General features: G+C 36.0%; 15 protein-coding genes. 7 read left to right on the plus strand and 8 right to left on the minus strand.

Annotation, left to right across the window (positions count from 1 at the left end):
• Positions 1 to 126 precede the first annotated feature (126 nt).
• The 5 genes from QM481_RS06175 to QM481_RS06195 all read right to left on the minus strand — a co-directional run bounded on the left by QM481_RS06175 (position 127) and on the right by QM481_RS06195 (position 5,741).
• Positions 127 to 2,007 (minus strand): T3SS effector HopA1 family protein, encoded by a 1,881-nt coding sequence (locus QM481_RS06175; RefSeq protein ID WP_283381097.1) that lies wholly within the window; start codon positions 2,005 to 2,007, stop codon positions 127 to 129.
• Entirely contained in the window at positions 1,991 to 3,073 is a 1,083-nt protein-coding gene (locus tag QM481_RS06180; protein ID WP_283381098.1) for a phosphotransferase, read from the minus strand. The genes QM481_RS06175 and QM481_RS06180 overlap by 17 nt, the downstream gene beginning before the upstream one ends.
• A 5-nt stretch (positions 3,074 to 3,078) precedes the next feature.
• On the minus strand, positions 3,079 to 3,555 hold the full coding sequence (locus QM481_RS06185) for a hypothetical protein (protein WP_283381099.1): 477 nt from the start codon (positions 3,553 to 3,555) through the stop codon (positions 3,079 to 3,081).
• A gap of 40 nt (positions 3,556 to 3,595) precedes the next feature.
• A complete protein-coding gene (locus QM481_RS06190; RefSeq protein WP_283381100.1) occupies positions 3,596 to 4,252 on the minus strand; it encodes a response regulator transcription factor in 657 nt (218 codons plus the stop codon).
• A gap of 430 nt (positions 4,253 to 4,682) precedes the next feature.
• Positions 4,683 to 5,741 carry a hypothetical protein gene (locus QM481_RS06195; protein WP_283381101.1) on the minus strand — a complete coding sequence of 353 codons (1,059 nt, stop codon included), beginning with the start codon at positions 5,739 to 5,741 and terminating at the stop codon, positions 4,683 to 4,685.
• Between the two features lie 260 nt (positions 5,742 to 6,001).
• Here QM481_RS06195 and QM481_RS06200 point away from each other — a divergent pair, with 260 nt between their 5' ends.
• The 5 genes from QM481_RS06200 to QM481_RS06220 all read left to right on the plus strand — a co-directional run bounded on the left by QM481_RS06200 (position 6,002) and on the right by QM481_RS06220 (position 11,372).
• Positions 6,002 to 7,312 (plus strand): sugar porter family MFS transporter, encoded by a 1,311-nt coding sequence (locus QM481_RS06200; RefSeq protein ID WP_283381102.1) that lies wholly within the window; start codon positions 6,002 to 6,004, stop codon positions 7,310 to 7,312.
• 20 nt (positions 7,313 to 7,332) lie between these two features.
• Positions 7,333 to 7,743, plus strand: a complete 411-nt coding sequence (locus QM481_RS06205) for a VOC family protein (protein ID WP_283381103.1) — start codon at positions 7,333 to 7,335, stop codon at positions 7,741 to 7,743.
• A gap of 52 nt (positions 7,744 to 7,795) precedes the next feature.
• On the plus strand, positions 7,796 to 8,716 hold the full coding sequence (locus QM481_RS06210; RefSeq protein WP_283381104.1) for a carbohydrate kinase family protein: 921 nt from the start codon (positions 7,796 to 7,798) through the stop codon (positions 8,714 to 8,716).
• Positions 8,717 to 9,198: 482 nt separating this feature from the next.
• On the plus strand, positions 9,199 to 9,903 hold the full coding sequence (locus tag QM481_RS06215) for a hypothetical protein (RefSeq protein ID WP_283381105.1): 705 nt from the start codon (positions 9,199 to 9,201) through the stop codon (positions 9,901 to 9,903).
• Positions 9,904 to 10,013: 110 nt separating this feature from the next.
• Positions 10,014 to 11,372: an MATE family efflux transporter gene (locus tag QM481_RS06220; RefSeq protein ID WP_283381106.1), complete on the plus strand. Its 1,359-nt coding sequence runs from the start codon at positions 10,014 to 10,016 to the stop codon at positions 11,370 to 11,372.
• Between the two features lie 234 nt (positions 11,373 to 11,606).
• Here QM481_RS06220 and QM481_RS06225 read toward each other — a convergent pair whose 3' ends face one another.
• Together QM481_RS06225 and leuS are read right to left on the minus strand one after the other, a co-directional pair.
• Positions 11,607 to 12,131, minus strand: coding sequence for a YfiT family bacillithiol transferase (locus QM481_RS06225; protein ID WP_166551451.1), 525 nt, complete (start codon positions 12,129 to 12,131; stop codon positions 11,607 to 11,609).
• Between the two features lie 361 nt (positions 12,132 to 12,492).
• The gene (leuS, locus tag QM481_RS06230; protein WP_283326586.1) at positions 12,493 to 15,306 is read right to left on the minus strand and encodes a leucine--tRNA ligase; all 2,814 of its coding nucleotides are present in this window, start codon (positions 15,304 to 15,306) and stop codon (positions 12,493 to 12,495) included.
• A gap of 416 nt (positions 15,307 to 15,722) precedes the next feature.
• On the opposite strand from leuS, the gene QM481_RS06235 reads away from it, so the two are divergent.
• Together QM481_RS06235 and QM481_RS06240 are read left to right on the plus strand one after the other, a co-directional pair.
• On the plus strand, positions 15,723 to 16,688 hold the full coding sequence (locus QM481_RS06235; protein WP_166551453.1) for a sulfite exporter TauE/SafE family protein: 966 nt from the start codon (positions 15,723 to 15,725) through the stop codon (positions 16,686 to 16,688).
• Between the two features lie 330 nt (positions 16,689 to 17,018).
• Positions 17,019 to 18,116, plus strand: a complete 1,098-nt coding sequence (locus QM481_RS06240; RefSeq protein ID WP_283381107.1) for a DUF695 domain-containing protein — start codon at positions 17,019 to 17,021, stop codon at positions 18,114 to 18,116.
• 313 nt (positions 18,117 to 18,429) lie between these two features.
• Here QM481_RS06240 and QM481_RS06245 read toward each other — a convergent pair whose 3' ends face one another.
• Positions 18,430 to 19,518: a family 10 glycosylhydrolase gene (locus tag QM481_RS06245; RefSeq protein WP_283381108.1), complete on the minus strand. Its 1,089-nt coding sequence runs from the start codon at positions 19,516 to 19,518 to the stop codon at positions 18,430 to 18,432.
• Positions 19,519 to 19,559 lie beyond the last annotated feature (41 nt).

Consider the following 19,559-nt stretch of genomic DNA (forward strand, 5'->3'; position numbering starts at 1 on the left):
TAAGAATCTTAGCAATTTCGGTTGGACTAAATTTGCTGCTTTTCATAATACTTACCTAAAGTTAAAAAATATCACACTTTTTAAACTTTTAATCCGTACTATTTTTGGGGAAGCTTACAATGGTAATTAAGCTGTTTCTGGTAAAAATCTTACATTAGGAGTAACCGAAGGCACAAAAAGAATTAAAAAAAACAATCCAATCCCAGCTTTACCTTCAATACCTGGACAAAAATTATAATTATTAAAGGTATTTCTTAAAGGTAAATCTATACTTTCGTATCGTTTCATAATTATATCTGCAAGCTTTAATGCATCTCTCTCTGAAATGTTTCTTAGGTTAGTAATATTACCATCAATAACTACCTGATTCAGTAACTCATCTTTTGGCATTTTAAGTGGCATACTTCTTTTAATTTCATGAAGAATCTCGATGGCAAGTTGAATAGGAGCATTATTCTGGCTCAAAGATGGAAGGAGAGAAATGTCCTTTATTAGTACATTGAGCTCAGTATCATTATTTAGCTTTATGATTGCATTTTCTATTATTTTAATAGCATCTTCTAATGAGATTTCAAACTTTGAAACTAACGTATTAATATAATCTTTGAAATAGGACTTCCTTATTTCATCAAGTACTAAATGATCCATTAGCCTATCAAAATCTTCATTTGAAAAAATATCGCCATCAATTTCTGTATTGTAGTTTATCGAAGAATACACTCGTTTATAATAATCATTATCTTTTACGAATTGAGAAAACTTCTCTAGAAAATATTTAATCAAGCCTAATTCTTTTTTCCCGACTAGCTTGTGACAAGTTCTATTGTACTCTTTTTCGTCCTTGACTGGTTCCTCGATGTAAGTAATCCAAGTACAATTGTTTGATGAAACCCAGATTGCTTTTTCACAAAGTTCATCTGCATATTTTTGAGCTAATTTTAGAAATAGTAATTTCCCTGAATCCCCCCACCATGGAAGATAAGTTGTTTGCTCTCTACCTTCATTAAATGTTGGAAGCTCATAATCAAAAGATGTATTTGGATTTCTAAATGGTTCTTCTACGTTAAACAAGGATTCATTTTGAACCATTCTTTCAATTTTAATAATTACACTCTCAATATTATAGCTATTTATTTCCAGTAGAGATTTGACAGATTCTTGTTCTAGCATCTTTACAATACGTTTGCAACATTCTCTTCCAAAACTTGTATCTTCTTTGCTTTGGTCAATATTGGAAATGGGGTCTTCTGCGATAGCAATTCCACGAAATAATTTCTTTGTAAACAGAGGAGTACTGCTTCTTAAAAGGTTAGCTTCCGTGTTACCAAATATAACAGCTACTTCATGTAAAAATGGTAGAACTAATGGGTAATTACTTTGTGAAATGTAAAGAACAGCAGAATCACTATAAATGTAATCCTTTTGATTTAGTAAGTACTTCATTGTGAATGGAATCCCCTTACTATCTAATTTTTCTGAGATAAACTTCACCCATTCTCTTATTCCACGAGTAAAACACTTTAGATGGAAGTATATCCTTAGTGTAGGCTTTCCGACCATGTAGATATAATTGTCGCCAGCAATAGCTACTGTCAATTTTTCACTATTTTTTGAAGTTTCAGAAAAATATTTTTTAGGTGTACTCAAGTACACATACTCTTTGAATTCGCCATCTATGTTTAATTTACCTCCACGAATATACTTGCCATCTTTTATTATAAATTCATGACTATTCTTTTCAACAAGTTGGCCGTCTTTTTCATTTGTTTCTTCTTTAATAAACCAAAATTTACTTTCGGTATTGATTTGACTTTCTATGGCAAAAGACTCTATATCTTCATTTTTCAGCCAACTATTTTTATATTTAGGATAAACGTGATAGTTATGATAAAGCATATCTTCCAGTCGAGATACGTTTGGCAGTTTTGCATTCACCCACCTTGACTGTTTTTTATCAAATGTAATATTTGCCAATAAAAGGCGAAGATCTTCAGCGAATTGACTCATTTTTTGGAAGAAAAAAGTTTAATGTTTGAGATACTTTACTAAAATTATTGTCAGATTGAACTATTACCTTTAAGTAATAAATCATCCAATATACTTCAATTTTCGCAAGGTGTATTGCCAACTCTTCCTCCCCAAAATATCCTATCAAAAACTGGTTAATCATATTTTTGGCCTGTGTAAATTTAGGAGATGAAGTATTAACACTAACTTGTACAATCAAAGATGAGTCTATATAAATAGTATCAAGTATTGAATTTAAACAGCAAACTACATCCCAAATCTTATCTCCCCAACCGCACATTTCCCAATCAAGAAATATGACTTTATCTTCCCAATAAATCATATTTCGAGTGGCTAAATCAAAATGTATGAAATCATTGTTATTCCATAACTTAGAGAATTCGATAATCAAATTTTTAAGTGTCGGATTATTAAAATTTGAGAACTCTACTAATGAATAATCTAAGAGTGCTTTATTAGTAATCGAATCAAAAAAATGCTCATCACTTATAAGTTTTGAAATAGTTACGTACGGAGTATTATTGGGAAATCTAGTATCAAATGTATGATTACTAACACTTGAGCGTAAATTAGTATGAATTAAGCTTAAAGTTTCTCCAATAGAAAATGCTATCGTTTCACGATAATTAATAGTAGCATTAGGCTTTTCCTTTCTACTAAATGCTTGATATAAATTTTCAACTGGAAAATGCTTCGTTACAAGTACATTAAATTCACTAAAGAACCTTACCTTATGAGGCAAAAAGCATTTGATTTCTTCGATGCTTTCAAAAACTGTATAAATCTTTTCTTCATTAACTAGCGTCGAATTATTCTCAAGTTTTTTGGGCTGCTTCAATAAAAAACTTTCACCATTACCCGTTAGAATTCTTAAATAGTTTCTTAGGGATTCTGTTGCGATGGTATAACATTTCATATCATTGTTATGATACATTTCGATCAATATGGAATAAAATAAGCCTTTATCATCATTTATCTGATTCGAAATGCACCATAACAAAAACTCTAAAGTGCGATACTCAGTTTGAAGAACACTTTGTTTCATAGAGCTTAAGGTAAATCAATAGTTACATCACCATTATGAGGAGGTAAAGATACTGTTGCATTATATACTTTGAACTGATTTTTAAAGTCAATATTCTCTAATTTCAATTCCCCATTTGAAAATATGGATAGCAATGAATATCTTTTATAATCTACCATTTCATTATTTTCAAAACAAATAATATAGATAAATGGGTCTCCATCAACTTCAAGGTTATATTCTTTCAGACTCTGAAGTTTACCTCCCTCACGTACAAATTGAATTTCACGCCCTGTCGCTTGCATTTTCAATAATTCATCATTTTGTATGTGCAGCGATACATACTTGTCAAAAGCATCATCGATTTTATTAACATTAGTAAGTTTTTCATCAAATACATGTACTAAAGTTCTGTAACGAGTATTTGGCTCTTGCTTTAAAATTAAAAATTTCTCAGCATAAGAATTTGAAGGGCTTAAAAGAACTCTTAATGAAGTCGTCATATTGAAGGTAGGTTAAAAAGTGATAGTTTAGATTATTATTTTAAGGTTCGACAAGACCATGTTTGATAGCCCATTGCATTAAGCCAATACTTGTATTGACTCCTATTTTTTTCATGAGATTTCTGCGGTGAGTATGTACCGTGTTAAGGGCAACAAAAAGCGTTTCACTTATCTCTACACTTGATTTGTTTTGTAAAACCAGCCTCACAATTTCTAATTCTCGTGGGGTTAGAGGCACTTCATCGCTCAATGTAAAATGTCCACTTGGATTTTCGGGATTTGGTATTTCTGCCAGTTTTTTTTCAATTTTTTCACTAAAATACTTTTGTCCATTTGATACCGCATATATGGCTTTGAGGAGTTCAGGTCTTTCTGCACTTTTCATAATATACGCATGTATTCCAGCCTGAAGTCCTTCTCTAATATCTGATGCTTCTTCGCTCATAGTTAACAGAATTACCTTCACCTTAGGATATTTTTCCCGTAAACGCATCGTCATGCTAATCCCATTTAGTAAGGGCATTTGTAAATCGGCGATAATGATGTCTGGCTGTGCACTTTCGACAAAGTTAAGAGCCTGCCAACCATTATTTACTGTTCCAATTACCTCTAGATCCTCTTGTAAATCGAGGAGCATTCCTAGACTTTCGGCTACTAATGGATGATCGTCAGCAATTAATATTTTGATTGATGGCATGATGAATGTGTGGCTTAAAAGTTCTTTACAAAGCACCAAACAAGAAACTATCAATTAGACCTTTGATAAGATAACCATCTGATGCACAGATTTATTACAAATAAATCTGTTAATAAAATGTTAAAGTGATTAAAGTCGCAAAAAATAATCAGTAGCAAGAATATTTTAGTTGAATTATTCAAAATTCAATTTTTATGGAGTATATTCCTATACCTAATAGTAAGTAAATTTAGGGGAGTAAATAGAAGATGGGAATCAATCTTAAAATGACATTATCCAAACTAGTCTACAGGATAAATCCTGAAGACTAAAGTTTAGAAGTGCCAACGAAATAATTGAAACATTTTACAATTATCTATAGTGCAATACATAAACTGACGATTTCTTACATACAAGTAAGTCTCAGTTTTTTGCTCAGTGAATATCCTTTTTATTGGATAAGTACCACTTGCTGACAATACAGCTCTCTTAAATTAGATTTATTAACTTTGAATACCATCACAAAAGGTGAATTGTCTATTGATAGGTTTTGTTCTACGTCGTATTTGTCGGCGATGGCTTTCCAATATTGACAAAGATAGCTGGTCATGGAGCGAGTAGATTTGTTTTCGATACCTGAAATAAAATAGGCCGTAATAATCCGATTATTGGGTAGTTGCATTGGGACTTTCGCCAAAAAACCTACATCAAACTCGGTATTACTTTCATAATAATCGCTCCAAAGTATTTGTTCCAAAATCTGATTATAATACCTTACTCTGAATCGTGTTTTATATTCATCGAACTCAATATAAGCGCCCAATTCTTGCTGTAAAGCCCATTTGACAAAATAATTAGAATAAAAACCTATCGCAAAAACACAGTCCACTTTGTCCCAAGGAGCGTCTGATTCTTTCAAAAAATATTGTCCGTGCTCTAATTTTACCAAGTCTTGGTCATAATGCCTTTTGGGTAAAATGTAATTACTTTCGTGAAAAAGGTCTATGATTTCAAGCAAACATTCGGTATCTCTCGAATCTACTGTTTGTTCATCGCTTCTCGGAGATTTCCCTTCAAATAACCCACTTGGATTTTGTCGGTCTTTGGCATCAAAAATCGCCTGAATCATCCAAATTTTACTTTCTTTTTTGATGCCAAAAAAGTCTAAAAGATTCATCGAAAACTGGTCGAGATAAGCTTGTGGGGCTTCATATCCAAGAAATTTTACAAACATGACCAAATAGTCTTCTTGAAAATTGACTACTTTTTTGGTTTGCACCTCATTCATTTTTCGCCAGAGGTACATATTATTAAAGGTTGCCGAAAAACTCAATCCAGTATTTTCTTCCAGAACTAATTGAAAATAGGTTTTCTCAAGTTTCGGTTCGGTCATTTTCCAAATATGTGTTTCAGACCCTCGAAACGTTTTACCTCTCTTGGTAAGCTCTTGTTGAAGTTTAGTTTTTACTTCTGCATATAATTTTTCGCAAACGTTTTTCTCTATGTTCATCTTTTTCAGACTGTTCCAAATTGTTCCGATTTGTTACAAAAATAGTACAATATATTCAAAACATTCTTACTAAAAATAGAATAAAACAAATAATTAATTACACCACTACCTTTATATTTTTGCATTCATTCTTTGATAAATACCAAAATAGCTATCAGAAATTGGCATTGAACTTTGGGCAGAAAAGCAGTTAGGGTTTAATAATGATTCCGATAAATATTTTACTATTAAGGATACTTCAATCTCTAAAAAAATAATCGATGAACAATAAACTGATACTTTGGGCAATTACGGTGGGTTTGGGGGGCTTCCTATTTGGTCTTGACACTGCTGTAATTTCGGGTGCTGAACTCGAAATTCAAAAATTATGGAATCTCGATAGCTGGACGCATGGTTTGGCAGTTGCTATTGCTTTATATGGTACGGTAATTGGCGCTGCGTTTGGTGGTATTCCTGCCGATAAGTATGGACGCAAAAACACACTTTTGTGGATTGGTATCCTATTTTTCCTATCATCGGTTGGGGCTGCAATTGCTTCTGGTGTAAATATGTTTATGGTTTTCCGATTTATTGGGGGTTTGAGCATCGGGGCATCATCGGTGGTTGCGCCTGTGTATATTTCCGAAATTGCTCCGCCAAAATACCGTGGTCGTATGGTGATTTCATTCCAAGCAAACATTGTTTTTGGTATTCTGATCGCTTATGTGTCTAACTATCTACTTCAAGGCGGTGCAGATTCGTGGCGTTGGATGTTAGGTGTTGTGGCTTTTCCTTCATTACTATTCTCAGTTTTGATGCTATTTACTCCTGAAACACCAAGATGGTTATTGCTTTACAAAGGTGACGAAGCCAAAGCAAGGGAAGTATTGGCAATTACGGAAGAAAACGTCACGGGTGCTGTCAATGAAATTATGGTGTCAGCTAAACAAGAAGCATCAAGTAGCACAGATAAACTTTTCTCGAAAAAATACTTCTTCCCGCTCCTATTGGCCTTTTTATTCTCTTTCTTCAATCAGGCTTCGGGTATCAACGCGGTGATTTATTATGCACCTCGTATTTTCGAAATGACAGGTTTGGGTAAAGAAGGGGCATTACTTTCAACCTCGGGAATTGGTGTTTTCAACTTAATTTTTACGATTATTGGTTGGTATTTGATTGACCGCTACGGTCGACGAGTATTGATGTATATTGGTTCGATTGGCTATATTATCTCATTGGCATTGATTGCCATGGCTTTCTATAATGAATCTTACGCCTACGTTCCGTACTATGTATTCGCCTTCATTGGTGCACACGCAATCGGACAAGGTTCTGTGATTTGGGTATTTATTTCTGAAATTTTCCCTAACTCAGTTCGCGCTTCGGGTATGGCTTTCGGCTCATTAACTCACTGGGTATTTGCGGCGTTGATTGCCAATTTCTTCCCATACTTTGCTGACCATCTAGGTGGTGGTCCCATCTTCGCCTTTTTCAGTGTCATGATGGTTTTCCAATTGATTTATGTCTGGAAAATGATGCCAGAAACCAAAGGTGTTTCGCTCGAAGATTTGCAAAAAAGATTGATTCATTAATCAAAAACAGCATTTTCACTATGTCATTAGTCTTAAAAAAAATACAACATATAGGTATTCCTGTCACTGATCTCGAAAAATCAGAGGCGTTTTATCAAAGTTTAGGTTTTGAAAACGTCATGGGTTCTACCTTTGAGCACCCTGAGGGAAAAGGGAAAGTTGCCATGATGAAAAGTGGTGAAATTATCATCGAAATTTATCAATTTCCTGAGGTAGTTTTACCCGAAATTGCTAACAGAAAAGATGGACATGTTGACCATATTGCTTTTGATGTGGAAAATATAGACCAGACTTTTGAAACCTTAAAAGCTGGAGGATATGAAATTTTTGAAGAAGCGCCTGTTTTTCTTCCTTTCTGGAAAAATGGTTGTAAATACTTCAATATCAAAGGACCAGACGGTGAACGATTGGAGTTCAATCAAGTTTTATAAGTTTCACTGAATTTTGGCAAACAAACAAATAACGATTTAATTTTTCAGAAAAATGCAACAATATATCTGCTGTTTTGGTGAAGTTTTGTGGGATATGCTTCCCAGTGGCAAATTGCCTGGAGGTGCACCAATGAATGTGGCGACGCATTTGCAAAACTTAGGTATTCCTGCCAAAATGATTAGTCGAGTAGGAAAGGATGAGTTAGGAGCAGAAATTAAAGCTTTTCTGGAAAGTAAAAATTGTACTACTGAGTGGATTCAAGAAGATGAAACGCTCAATACAGGCTGGGTAAAAGTGCAATTATCTGAAAAAAATGAGGCAACTTATACCATTGTTCACCCTGTGGCATGGGATTTTATTGAGACCAATGACACCGTTCAGCAATTGGTAAATCAGGCTTCTGCTTTGGTATTTGGCACTTTGGCAAGTCGTGATGATACCTCGTATCAAACGCTTTTGAGTATTTTGAAAAATTTGCCACAAGAAACTCATGTTTTGAAGGTATTCGATATTAATCTTCGTCCTCCACATTACTCACAAAGTTTGATTGAAGAGTTTTTACAATATGCTGATATTGTAAAATTAAATGAGGACGAACTCAAAATTGTAGCAAAATGGTACGACATAGCAGGAGATGAGGAAAAGCAGTTGCGTGAAATTAGCCAGAAATTCGACCTTAAAACTTTAATAGTGACCAAAGGTGGCGACGGAGCGATTCTGTTAAGATTAGAAAACGATGGTAAAAAACATTTTTATCAACAAGCAGGATACAAAGTGGTCGTGGCAGACACCATCGGAAGTGGCGATTCATTTTTAGCAGGTTTTCTCAAAAATATTCTTAATGGAAAATCCTCAGAATACGCACTCAATTTTGCCTGTGCTATTGGTGCTGTTGTAGCTTCTCACAGCGGAGCTAATCCTGCTATTACCGAGGCTGATATTGAGGGAGTGATGGTAGGGGTTAGGGGTTAGGGGTTAGGGGTTAGGGGTTAGGGAAAAACGCTCCCACATCCTATCTAATCACTTTTTCAACTTTTTTCGAAAAAAACTAAACCCTATACCCTCACCCCTAGTGCCTTAAAAAGATATTCTCTGAGTACAACCAAATATGGAGTTCAACTCCTTTGGGGACTTTAAACAAAGCCGCACAATTTGTCACTGAAGTCCCTACTTTATATTGTCGCATTAACCATTTATATAAATTTGATAGAGGAAAATAGGCAGTCGATATTTGACTGCCCTATTTCCAAACAAAAATTTTAACACTATCTATCCCCTTTCAACAATGCCGTAGGAAGCTTCTGTTTCCTGCGGTTTTTTATTTTTATAGCGTTGCATTTCAGCACCTTACCAACATACACAAACCAGATACTCAATTAAAACCTTGCGATACATATTACATAAACTAAAGGTTTATCTTTACTAAAATTGAACCTTAAATAAAGCTTTACTTTATGAAAAAACATATACTTCTGTCGCTATTCCTCCTTTGTGTAACTTCCAGCTTAACCTTTTCTCAAAATGGGTTGTTTCATCGCTACACAGATTCTACATTATTGGTGAGAGATGCCAACGTGGTTAGACTCAAATATCAAATCAGAATTGCTCAAAAATTAGGTAATATTTTACCAAAAGCTAAGGCTATTTTAAACACGAGTCCCTATTTGGTATACTGGGATAATGATTTGTTTACCGTTAATTTACCCATTTGGTCACAGGTAATCGAGCCTCAAAAAGCCTTTTTTACCGAACTAAACAAGAGTAAAAGTAAAGGAGAAGAAATGTTTGGGTTATTCTTTAATGGCTTTTATATCATCCACGAATTAGGGCATGGAACTGATGCCTATTTGACAAAAAAAGCCAATCGAAAGTATTTAGATTTCTACGAGGGAGAATATTTAGCCAATCAAATTGCCATTGCTTATTGGCAAGAAGCAGGCTATGAGAAAGAATTACAAAAATGCTATGAGTATGCTTTAAAATTTACCAAACAGCTTGCCAATCCTATTCCAAAGGGGGAAGACCCAATTAAGTTTTTTAATAGCAAATATGAAGAGCTATCAAGGGATCCATACAAATATGGCTATTATCAATTTAAACAGTTTGTTGAGATTTATGAAAATAGAAAAACGCTTCGTCTCGACGATTTGCTTAAATAATTACCCTTTGTGACTATTTGTAGAAAACTCTTTATAACCTCACCAAGTGTGAGGTTATTTTTTGTAATTTTGCCCTCCGAATTTTATCAACAACAAAACCATCCATTCTCTTGAATACTTTTCTCAATCGTTATAAATCTGATTTTAAAGCTACTTTTAACCTTGCACTACCCATTATTACCGCTCAAGTTGGGGTAATGTTAATGGGTTTTGCAGACACCGTACAAGTAGGTCGAATGGCACAAGGATCAGTACCTGCGCTTGCAGCTGCTGCCGACGCCAATGGTATTTTCTTTAATATTGCCATTATTGGCTATATCTGCTTACAAGTGGTGGCACCACTTGTTTCCTCAGCTCAATCGTCAAACAACCCAGGCGAATGCAAACAACTCCTACGCGCAAGTGTAGTGGTCTCACTCATTATGAGTGTGATATGCGCCATGCTCATCGTGTTGATTGGATTGAATATTGATTTGTTGAAACAGCCGAAAGAAATCAAATCTATGACACTAGACTTTCTTTGGATAATAACCATTTCCATTTTTCCTTCTTTTGTATTTTCTGCTATTAAAAGTTTTACGGATGGACTTTCTCATACTAAAGTTGCGATGCAAATCACCGTAAGTGCCTTATTGCTTAATGTTGTTTTAAATCATTTTTTAATCAATGGTTATAAAGATATCATTCCTGCATTAGGCTTAAATGGCGCTGGTTATGCTACCTTAACTGCTAGGATTTATATGGCAGTGGCAATTATTATTTACACCCTTCGGGACAAGGCATTCAAACCGTACTTGCAAGCCTCCACACAAGGTTTGGATTCTATCAAAACACTGGTTGGTAAAATAATGAAACTAGGAATTCCGAGTGGTTTTCAGGGATTTAGTGAGGTTGCAGCCTTTTATGGCGCAGTAGTAATGATGGGTTGGATAAGTTTACCACATAAAGCTGCACACCAAGTAGCGATTGGTTTTGTATCCATGACCTTTATGGCTGCTACAGGTATTGGTGCTGCGGGAGGTATCCGTGTAGGTTCGGGTATGGGTGAAAAAAACAGAAAAACGATCATCGATGCAGGGACTTCTGCCCTATTAATGGGCTTGCTATTTATGGGCACTTGCAGTCTTATATTTTTGATATTCAATGATTTTTTGGCGAGTTATGTCAAAGATGACCAAGTTGTAGCACTTGCAGCCGAATTGATTATTTGGGGAGGAATATTTCAGCTATTCGATGGAACACAGGCAGTTAGTGTAGGTATCTTACGAGGCATGGCGGACGTAAATGTTCCTACCATTATTACTTTTATTGCCTATTGGGTGGTAGGTTTGCCGATGTGCTATTTCTTGGGTTTTGTGCTAGATTTAAAACATATTGGTATCTGGATTGGACTCACTTCTAGCTTATTTGTTTCAGCATCTCTATTGAGTTGGAGATTTTATGTAAAAGCAAACAAACTGTGGCATTAAAATATGAGACATTTCCTGATTTAGTGAATGTTGAATGAGTGATTTAGTGATTGTTTTAAAAATCTGTATTCTAGCAGTAGAGTCGCAATGCTTTGCGTCTTAAGCTGAGTCAGCCAGTATAGTAATATCAATATGCTAAATAACTCAAAATTAGACGCGAAATATTGCGTCTCTACAAATGAAATATGTAGTAAAAAATCACTCAATCACAATTCACTAAATTAATAAAATCATTTATTTCCCTAAGGCCAATTTAATATGTTCCAAATGATGTTTGGCATGCCAAGCACCCATGTCTAAGGCGTCGATAAGCTTGATATATATTTGGCGAATCGGATGATAATAACCTCGCTGAAATTCTTCCTCAGACATTTGTTCGATGAGGTAAGTCCAACGAGCGTGAGTTCCTTCGATCATTTGTAAAGAAAATGCAATAGGGGCTGTTTTTGCCTCCTCCATTGTTGCCCAAGCATCAATTTTAGCTACAACGCCATTGGGATCGGTTTCAGTCAACGCGTGTTTGAAACGGATGTAATGCAAAAGGTGCATATCCGCCACATGATTGATTAATTGCTGAATAGTCCAACTTCCTTCACGATATTGTTTTTGCAAATCTTCATGTGACAAAGTTTCAGTTAAAGCACGATACTCTGCGGGAATATTCTTTAAGATATTGAGTCTTTCTTGAAACTCTTCTGGTGTGTACTCGCCTTTTGGCGACCATTTTCCAATGGGGAATTGTAATGCTGAAATGTCCATTTTTTCAAAGTTGTTTTGTTCAGAACGAATAAAGGGATGATTTATGATTTTGGATAAAGATGAATAATATCTCTCCTAAGTAACAAACTACATTTCAATAACATTTCATCTCAACTCAGTGGTAGTGAAAATTTAATAGAAAAACTTACCTATTCGGAAATGAAAGTGATTCCACTTAGCGGGTGAATTTATTCACCCGTGACAAAAAATTTGAACACCATCAACAAAAAGGCGGTCGAAATTAGTTTTTCGACCGCCTTTTTTGATACTATATTTCAGAATGATACATTTTTAGACGCAAGCATTGCGTCTCTACGCGTGAATTTCTTTTTACACTCGCAATTCACCATTCTAAATTCTCCTACAACACAACGTTAACAATACGTTTTGGCACAACGATAACTTTCTTAGGTGTTTTTCCTTCAAGCCATTTTTGTACTACTTCGTTTGCCAATACGCCAGCTTCGATTTCTGAACTTGCCAAATCTACAGGGAAAGCAATGTTTGTTCTTACTTTACCATTGATAGAAATTGGGTATTCAAAACTTGATTCTACCAAGTATGAAGGTTCAAATTTAGGGAAAGAAGCCTTTGAAACAGTTCCAGCTTCATGACCTAACAACGACCATAATTCTTCAGACAAGTGTGGTGTATATGAAGACATTAAGATGACTAATTGTTCCAAAATTTCCTTTTTAGAACATTTCAAAGAACCCAAGTCATTTACACAAATCATCAAACTTGAAACAACAGTATTGAACGAATAACGCTCTAAATCGTCTTCAACTTTTTTGATGGCTGTATGCAATACTTTCAACTCTTCTTTAGTAGCTTTTTCGTCCTTCACTTTCCATTTGCCCTGCTCATCGTAGAACAAACGCCATACTTTTTTGATAAATCTGAAAGAACCATCGATACCATTTGTATTCCAAGGTTTTGCTTGTTCCAATGGTCCCAAGAACATTTCATACAAACGTAAGGTATCTGCTCCTACTCTATCTACCAACACATCTGGGTTTACGACATTGTATTTCGATTTTGACATTTTCTCAACCTCTACTCCACAAACATATTTGTCTCCTTCCAAGATAAATTCAGCCTCTGCAAAATCTGAACGCCAAGCTTTGAAAGCCTCAATATCCAAGATTTCGTTGTTTACGATATTCACATCTACGTGCAATGAAGTCACATCGTATTGGTCTTTCAAGCCAGCCGAAACAAAGACAGGCTTTTTACCTTCGCCATTTGAAGATTTGATACGATACACAAAGTTAGAACGACCCTGAATCATACCTTGGTTAATCAACTTTTTGGCAAATTCTTCTTCGTTTACTAAACCAATATCTTTCAAGAATTTATTCCAGAAACGGCTATACAGCAAGTGACCTGTAGCGTGTTCAGAACCACCAATGTACAAGTCAACTGCTTGCCAATAATCGATAGCCTCTTTACTTGCCATTGCTTCCTCGTTCTGAGCATCCATATAACGGTACCAATACCAAGATGAACCTGCCCAACCTGGCATCGTACTCAATTCGTATTCGTATTCGCCTTTATATTTCCAACCTTCTGCACGACCAAGTGGTGGCTCGCCAGTTTCAGTTGGCAAATATTTATCGATCGAAGGTAATTCTAAAGGCAATTCAGATTCTTCAATTAAATATGGCAAACCATCTTTGAAATATACTGGTACTGGCTCGCCCCAATAACGCTGACGGCTAAATACCGCATTGCGCAAACGGAATTGTGTTTTACCTTTACCAATACCTCTTTCTTCTAAGGATTGAACCAAAGTAGCTGTAGCCTCTTTGTATTCCATACCATTGATGATACCCGAATTGATATATTTCCCTTCTTTGGTATTGTCAGCTTGCGTTTCAATTTCTTTTTGCGCATCCAAAATAGGAATAATTGGCAAATTGAAATGCGTAGCAAAATTCCAGTCACGTTGGTCACCTGATGGTACCCCCATTACAGCGCCTGTACCATAACCAGCCAACACATAATCAGCTAAATAGATAGGTACTTTCTCGTCATTAAATGGATTGATAACGTAGCTTCCTGTAAACGCACCTGAAACACGTTTTACCTCCGACATACGATCTAACTCTGAGCGAGATTTTGCCCAATTTACATAAGCCTCAACTTCTTCTTTTTGAGCCTCTGTAGTCAAATATGGAACATAATCGTGCTCTGGAGCAATTACCATGAAGCTTACTCCATAAATTGTATCAACACGCGTAGTAAATACCTCGATAAACTCTGGTGCTTCTTCTGATACTGTAGAACGGTCAACTTTGAAGCGAACTGAGGCTCCTTGTGAGCGACCAATCCAGTTACGTTGTTGTTCTTTGATAGCATCTGACCAATCTACTTCATTCAAGCCATCTATCAAACGGTCAGCATACGCGGTAATACGCATAGACCATTGCTTCATTTTCTTCTGCTCAACAGGAAAACCACCACGCTCAGAAACGCCGTCTTTTACCTCGTCATTTGCCAAAACAGTTCCTAATCCTGGGCACCAGTTAACTACAGATTCATCAGGGAAAGTCAAACGGTATTTCAACAACATTTCTTGTTGCTGATGACCTGACATATTATTCCAGTCCTCAGCAGTAAATACTGGAGTTTCCTCATCACAAACCGCTTTTACGGCAGTGTTTCCAGATTCTGCAAAACGTTCCACCAAAGAATCAATAGACAAAGCTCTATTAGCATCTTTGTCGTAATAATGGTTGAAAAGTTGCATAAAAATCCACTGAGTCCATTTGTAGAACTTAGGATCAGAAGTACGCACTTCTCTTGACCAGTCATAGCTAAAACCGATTTGTTTCAACTGACGGATATATGTAGCAATATTATCTTCGGTTGTAATGGCAGGATGCTGTCCCGTTTGGATAGCATATTGTTCAGCAGGCAAACCAAAAGAGTCAAAACCCATCGGGTGCAACACGTTGAAACCTTTGAGACGACGATAACGGCTCACAATATCACTTGCGATATACCCAAGCGGGTGACCTACGTGCAAACCCGCTCCTGATGGATAAGGGAACATATCCAACACATAATACTTTGGTTTTGAGTGGTCGATTTCAGTTTTGTAGGTTTGGTTTTCATCCCAAAACTGACGCCATTTTTGTTCTACTTCTCTAAAGTTGTATTCTGCAGACATTTCTATAAAATTGAATGATTGGAGCATAAAATGTAGTTAAGCATTCTGCGCTCGAAAATTTTGGCAAAATTACAGATTTTTGTCGGAATTTCCTGTAGGAGATTTTCTAGAGAATCGGTTTAAACTACTTTACCTGAAAATTTGATTTAGTATTTCTACCCTAATCATTAGAGCCTTCAATATTCATGGCAAAGAGAAAAGTGGATTGTGCTGAATTTTACATGCATCTCGTGCCAAAGCGAATGATTTACTTAGTTCTTGACCTATAATTCCACTTAGTGGCTTCAATGCATGACGCAAACGTCGCGTCTCAGCCAAGGGGTAAAATAATTTCTCCAACAAAATATTTAATCTACCATATTTGTAGAATAATAAAACTCTATTAACTTTGTAGGAAATATTGATTTTATAGACCAATGATAGAAGGCTCGACACAAGCAGAAATTCAGGAAACAAAAACAATTGTCCCGAAAAAATCCTCTAAAAATCCATTTGAGGAAGCTATTATTAAATTATGGAAGCGTGAAAGAACCCCCGCTGAAATTGTTATTCACATCTTCAATGCTATAGCACTTATGTTGGTGGGTCATTTTTTATTTACCTATCTGACAGTTCAAAATATTACAACCGCATTTAGCGAAGTTACCTCCGATATTCTCTTTTTCATCATGGCCGGATTCATCGCCCAAATGGTTGATGGAGCATTGGGTATGGCTTATGGCGTTACTGCTTCAACGTTTTTGGCTAACGTAGGTGTTTCGCCTGCGGTAATCAGTATGAGTGTACACGCCTCAGAAATCTTTACTAGTGGAGCCTCTGGTTATATGCACTTGAAATTTGGAAATGTAAACTCTAAATTATTCAAGGCAGTCTTGATACCAGGTGTAATAGGTGCGATACTAGGTGCCTATTTGCTTTCAACATTATTAGAGCAATATATAGGATATGTAAAACCAGCAGTATCCATTTACACACTCTGCTTGGGTATATTAATTATCAAAAAAGCATTAGTAAAACGTCAGGCTAAGAAAAATGTAAAAATGATTGGACCATTAGCATGGTTTGGTGGTTTTATGGACTCGGTAGGCGGTGGCGGCTGGGGACCGATTGTATCTTCTACGCTCATTGCTTCAGGACGTCATCCTCGTTATACGATTGGTTCGGTCAACTTAGCAGAGTTCTTTATTTCTCTTTCATCCTCATTAACCTTTATTTTCGTCATTGGATTTTCACAGTGGCAGGTTATTTTAGGATTGATTTTGGGAGGGATGGTCGCGGCTCCAATCGCGGCTAAATTATCCACTAAGATACCTACCAAAGCACTCATGATTCTAGTCGGTATTGTGGTAATTCTAGCGTCATTGAAAAAGATTATAGGATAAGAAATTTTTCAAAAACAATCGATAGATACAGCCTTCTCAGCCTAGTTGAGAAGGCTTTTTTTGTATTATTTGACCGCTTAGTCAGAATATCACTAAGTAGATAGACCTAATCTTGGTGATTCAAAATATTCCCATTAATTTTCATAAAAATTGATACCCTTAACATAGCTACTTTGTTTAACTTCCATTTTCGGCATTAAACCTGCGTTTCTTTGAAAGGCTATTAGTTTCCAAAACTTTCGAGAACACTTCTCAATTCACTTGCAAGGCAATGCTATATCTCAAACTAATATAAAATTGCTCGGTATTAAAATCTGATATTTATTTTTTATGAGTATTATTAAACGTTTTTTTCAGAAAAAATCTGCACCCAATAACCCGTATCAAGAGTTCTGGAATTGGTTTTCGGAAAATGAAAAAAAGTTTTTTGAAATTGTTAAAGATGGAGAAAAAATCGATGAAGCTTTTTTTGCCATTTTAAGTCCTAGGTTAGAACAATTACATAAAGGAATCTTTTTTCTTTCGGGAATGTACGACGAAGACGTTGCCGAACTTATCCTTACCGCCGACGGCATTGTAAAAAACATTGTTTTTATTGAAGAACTCATTGAAGCAGCACCAGCATTTCCGAATTGGAAAATAACGGCACTCAAACAAGCTGTAGATATGGCAGATTGGCAGATTGGCATTGAAGAATTAATCATCAATTCACCAAGCCTAAGCTTTTTCCCTGACGAATATCCGCAATATCCTGACGAGATTGCGATTACGATTGTGTATCAGGACTACTCAACCGAAGAACATGGTACGATTGTCTCTGGTATTTATATGTTTTTAGATAACCTTTTAGGGGAACTAAACGCTGGTGTGCAGCTGGACCAAATCAAAATTCAAGGACCAGACCCTTCCTATCCCGATTTGATTCCTATTTCCAAGCTTCCTGCCTACCTGAATTGGAGAGAAAAAGAGTTTATCGAAAAGTATGAAGCTACCGAAATCCCTGACGATGATATTCCGCTCACTACACTTCAAGCAACTAGTGAAAACGAAATGCCCTTGATTGCGACCATCAATATGCCGCTCCTAAACTGGGATGCCAAACCTTCATTTCCATGGGTTTTGCGTTTAGAGTTACAATATAACGGTCAACAAAACGATGGACTACCCAATGAAAGCGATTTTGAAATTCTGAATGAATTGGAGGATACCTTACTCGATAATTTGTTGGATTCGGGCATGTGCTTGTACACAGGTCGACAGGTAGGTTCGAATATGTGTGAGTTTTATTTTACTTGCAAAAACTTCAGAGAGCCATCCAAAAAGGTGTATGAACTTACGCCCGAAATAGAACAAAACTTCAAGTTTGAATACTTTATTTATCGAGATAAATATTGGCGCTCCTTTGAGCATTTTCGCGTAGCGCTTTAATATCTAAATTGAGTGATTTGAGATTGAGTGGATGAGTGATTATTTTAACATAATCACTCAATCGCTAAATTCGGGATGCCTCATGTTTGATAAAATCTAGGGAACCATCCAAGACATGATATTAGGAGTGAACGAAGGATAAAACTGTCTATCTCGGATATTGGATGTGGATTTCGGAGGTGTAAGCTTTTATTTTTTGTAAAAAACAAAAGTATTTTACTTTATTTCCGAAATCAGAAATCCCAAATCCGCAATAGTTAGAATTCCTTCGTACAGTTCTAATAATCAGGATATTTCATTTTATCAAAATCAACTACGCAGTTTTAATCGCTTCTTTCAAGGCTGATAAAACTTTGGCATCGACATTTCCAAAAAGAGAAACGCCTGAAGCGCCATTTTTGAGGGCTAGTTGAATACCTTTCACAATTTCTCCTTGATTATCAAAATCTGGTAAAAATAATCCCGCATACAAAGGAAATTTTCCATGGAGAGTTCTTACTCCTTCTTCTACAGCATCGCCAATCCAATTAACATCTTCTTTGTAAAATTTGTGATAAATCATAGGACAAACTCCTGACAAATTCCAGTTAGTCCAATCTTGACGAACGATGCGCTTGGCTACCTCAGGCGTTGGAAATACCGCAGCCGTAATAGGCTTTTTGAACGTGGCCGCTGTTGCAGACAAATGATTGACGATTCGGGTAATATTGTCATAACGGAACTTACGCCAAGAAAGATTTTGGTCTGGATTTTCTGACTTTAGAATATCAATTCCTTTTAATTCCTTGAACTTCGAGCGACAAGTATCACAGTAGCAAAAATCATATTCAGGTAGCTCCTGATTTTGCTGTATGCCGTAATTTTTCCAAAGATTTACAGGTAAAATCACATCACAATAACGTACATAATCCAAGTGAATACCATCAACGTAGGGCTTACTTAATTCTGTTTTTACCACATTTTCAAGATAAGCTTTTGTTTCTGGTTTGGATGGACACAACCAACGATAATAATCCACATACGGAGGTTTCGTCGCACAAGAATCGCCCTTACGACTCACAGCATACATTTCAGGATGAGATTTCAACAGACTTTCTTCCCCACGGTTCATTGTCCAAATCCAACGGTGCGTTTCCAAACCTTGTTTTTTGGCAATAGTAAAATGCTTTTCGTCATCGGCTTCAAAGAAAATACCAGTAATACCACTTTCTTGAAACTCTTTATACTGCTTGATCAGCGCTTCTTCTGTCGCTTTGTGGTCTGGATTGATCCAAATCCAAAACTTACGTTTTGCTTTTGCTGAAAAAATTTGCTGTTCTCCAGTTGCGACAGCAGTGCTAGAACCACCCGCCAAGGCCAAAGACCCTAAGCCAATTTGCTTCAAAAATGTTCTTTTTTTCATAGTTTTTAAAAATTGAAAATTGGAAAAATTAAGGTAAGATT

Source organism: Flectobacillus rivi (genome assembly GCF_030056655.1).
Taxonomy (GTDB): domain Bacteria; phylum Bacteroidota; class Bacteroidia; order Cytophagales; family Spirosomataceae; genus Flectobacillus; species Flectobacillus rivi.

Excerpts from the sequence above, each read along its gene's own strand:
- leuS (WP_283326586.1), bottom strand. The coding sequence starts at position 15,306 with ATGTCTGCAGAATACAACTTTAGAGAAGTAGAACAAAAATGGCGTCAG.
- QM481_RS06195 (WP_283381101.1), bottom strand. The coding sequence starts at position 5,741 with ATGAACATAGAGAAAAACGTTTGCGAAAAATTATATGCAGAAGTAAAA.
- QM481_RS06210 (WP_283381104.1), top strand. The coding sequence starts at position 7,796 with ATGCAACAATATATCTGCTGTTTTGGTGAAGTTTTGTGGGATATGCTT.
- QM481_RS06180 (WP_283381098.1), bottom strand. The coding sequence starts at position 3,073 with ATGAAACAAAGTGTTCTTCAAACTGAGTATCGCACTTTAGAGTTTTTG.
- QM481_RS06175 (WP_283381097.1), bottom strand. The coding sequence starts at position 2,007 with ATGAGTCAATTCGCTGAAGATCTTCGCCTTTTATTGGCAAATATTACA.
- QM481_RS06205 (WP_283381103.1), top strand. The coding sequence starts at position 7,333 with ATGTCATTAGTCTTAAAAAAAATACAACATATAGGTATTCCTGTCACT.
- QM481_RS06245 (WP_283381108.1), bottom strand. The coding sequence starts at position 19,518 with ATGAAAAAAAGAACATTTTTGAAGCAAATTGGCTTAGGGTCTTTGGCC.
- QM481_RS06185 (WP_283381099.1), bottom strand. The coding sequence starts at position 3,555 with ATGACGACTTCATTAAGAGTTCTTTTAAGCCCTTCAAATTCTTATGCT.
- QM481_RS06225 (WP_166551451.1), bottom strand. The coding sequence starts at position 12,131 with ATGGACATTTCAGCATTACAATTCCCCATTGGAAAATGGTCGCCAAAA.
- QM481_RS06200 (WP_283381102.1), top strand. The coding sequence starts at position 6,002 with ATGAACAATAAACTGATACTTTGGGCAATTACGGTGGGTTTGGGGGGC.
- QM481_RS06240 (WP_283381107.1), top strand. The coding sequence starts at position 17,019 with ATGAGTATTATTAAACGTTTTTTTCAGAAAAAATCTGCACCCAATAAC.
- QM481_RS06215 (WP_283381105.1), top strand. The coding sequence starts at position 9,199 with ATGAAAAAACATATACTTCTGTCGCTATTCCTCCTTTGTGTAACTTCC.
- QM481_RS06235 (WP_166551453.1), top strand. The coding sequence starts at position 15,723 with ATGATAGAAGGCTCGACACAAGCAGAAATTCAGGAAACAAAAACAATT.
- QM481_RS06190 (WP_283381100.1), bottom strand. The coding sequence starts at position 4,252 with ATGCCATCAATCAAAATATTAATTGCTGACGATCATCCATTAGTAGCC.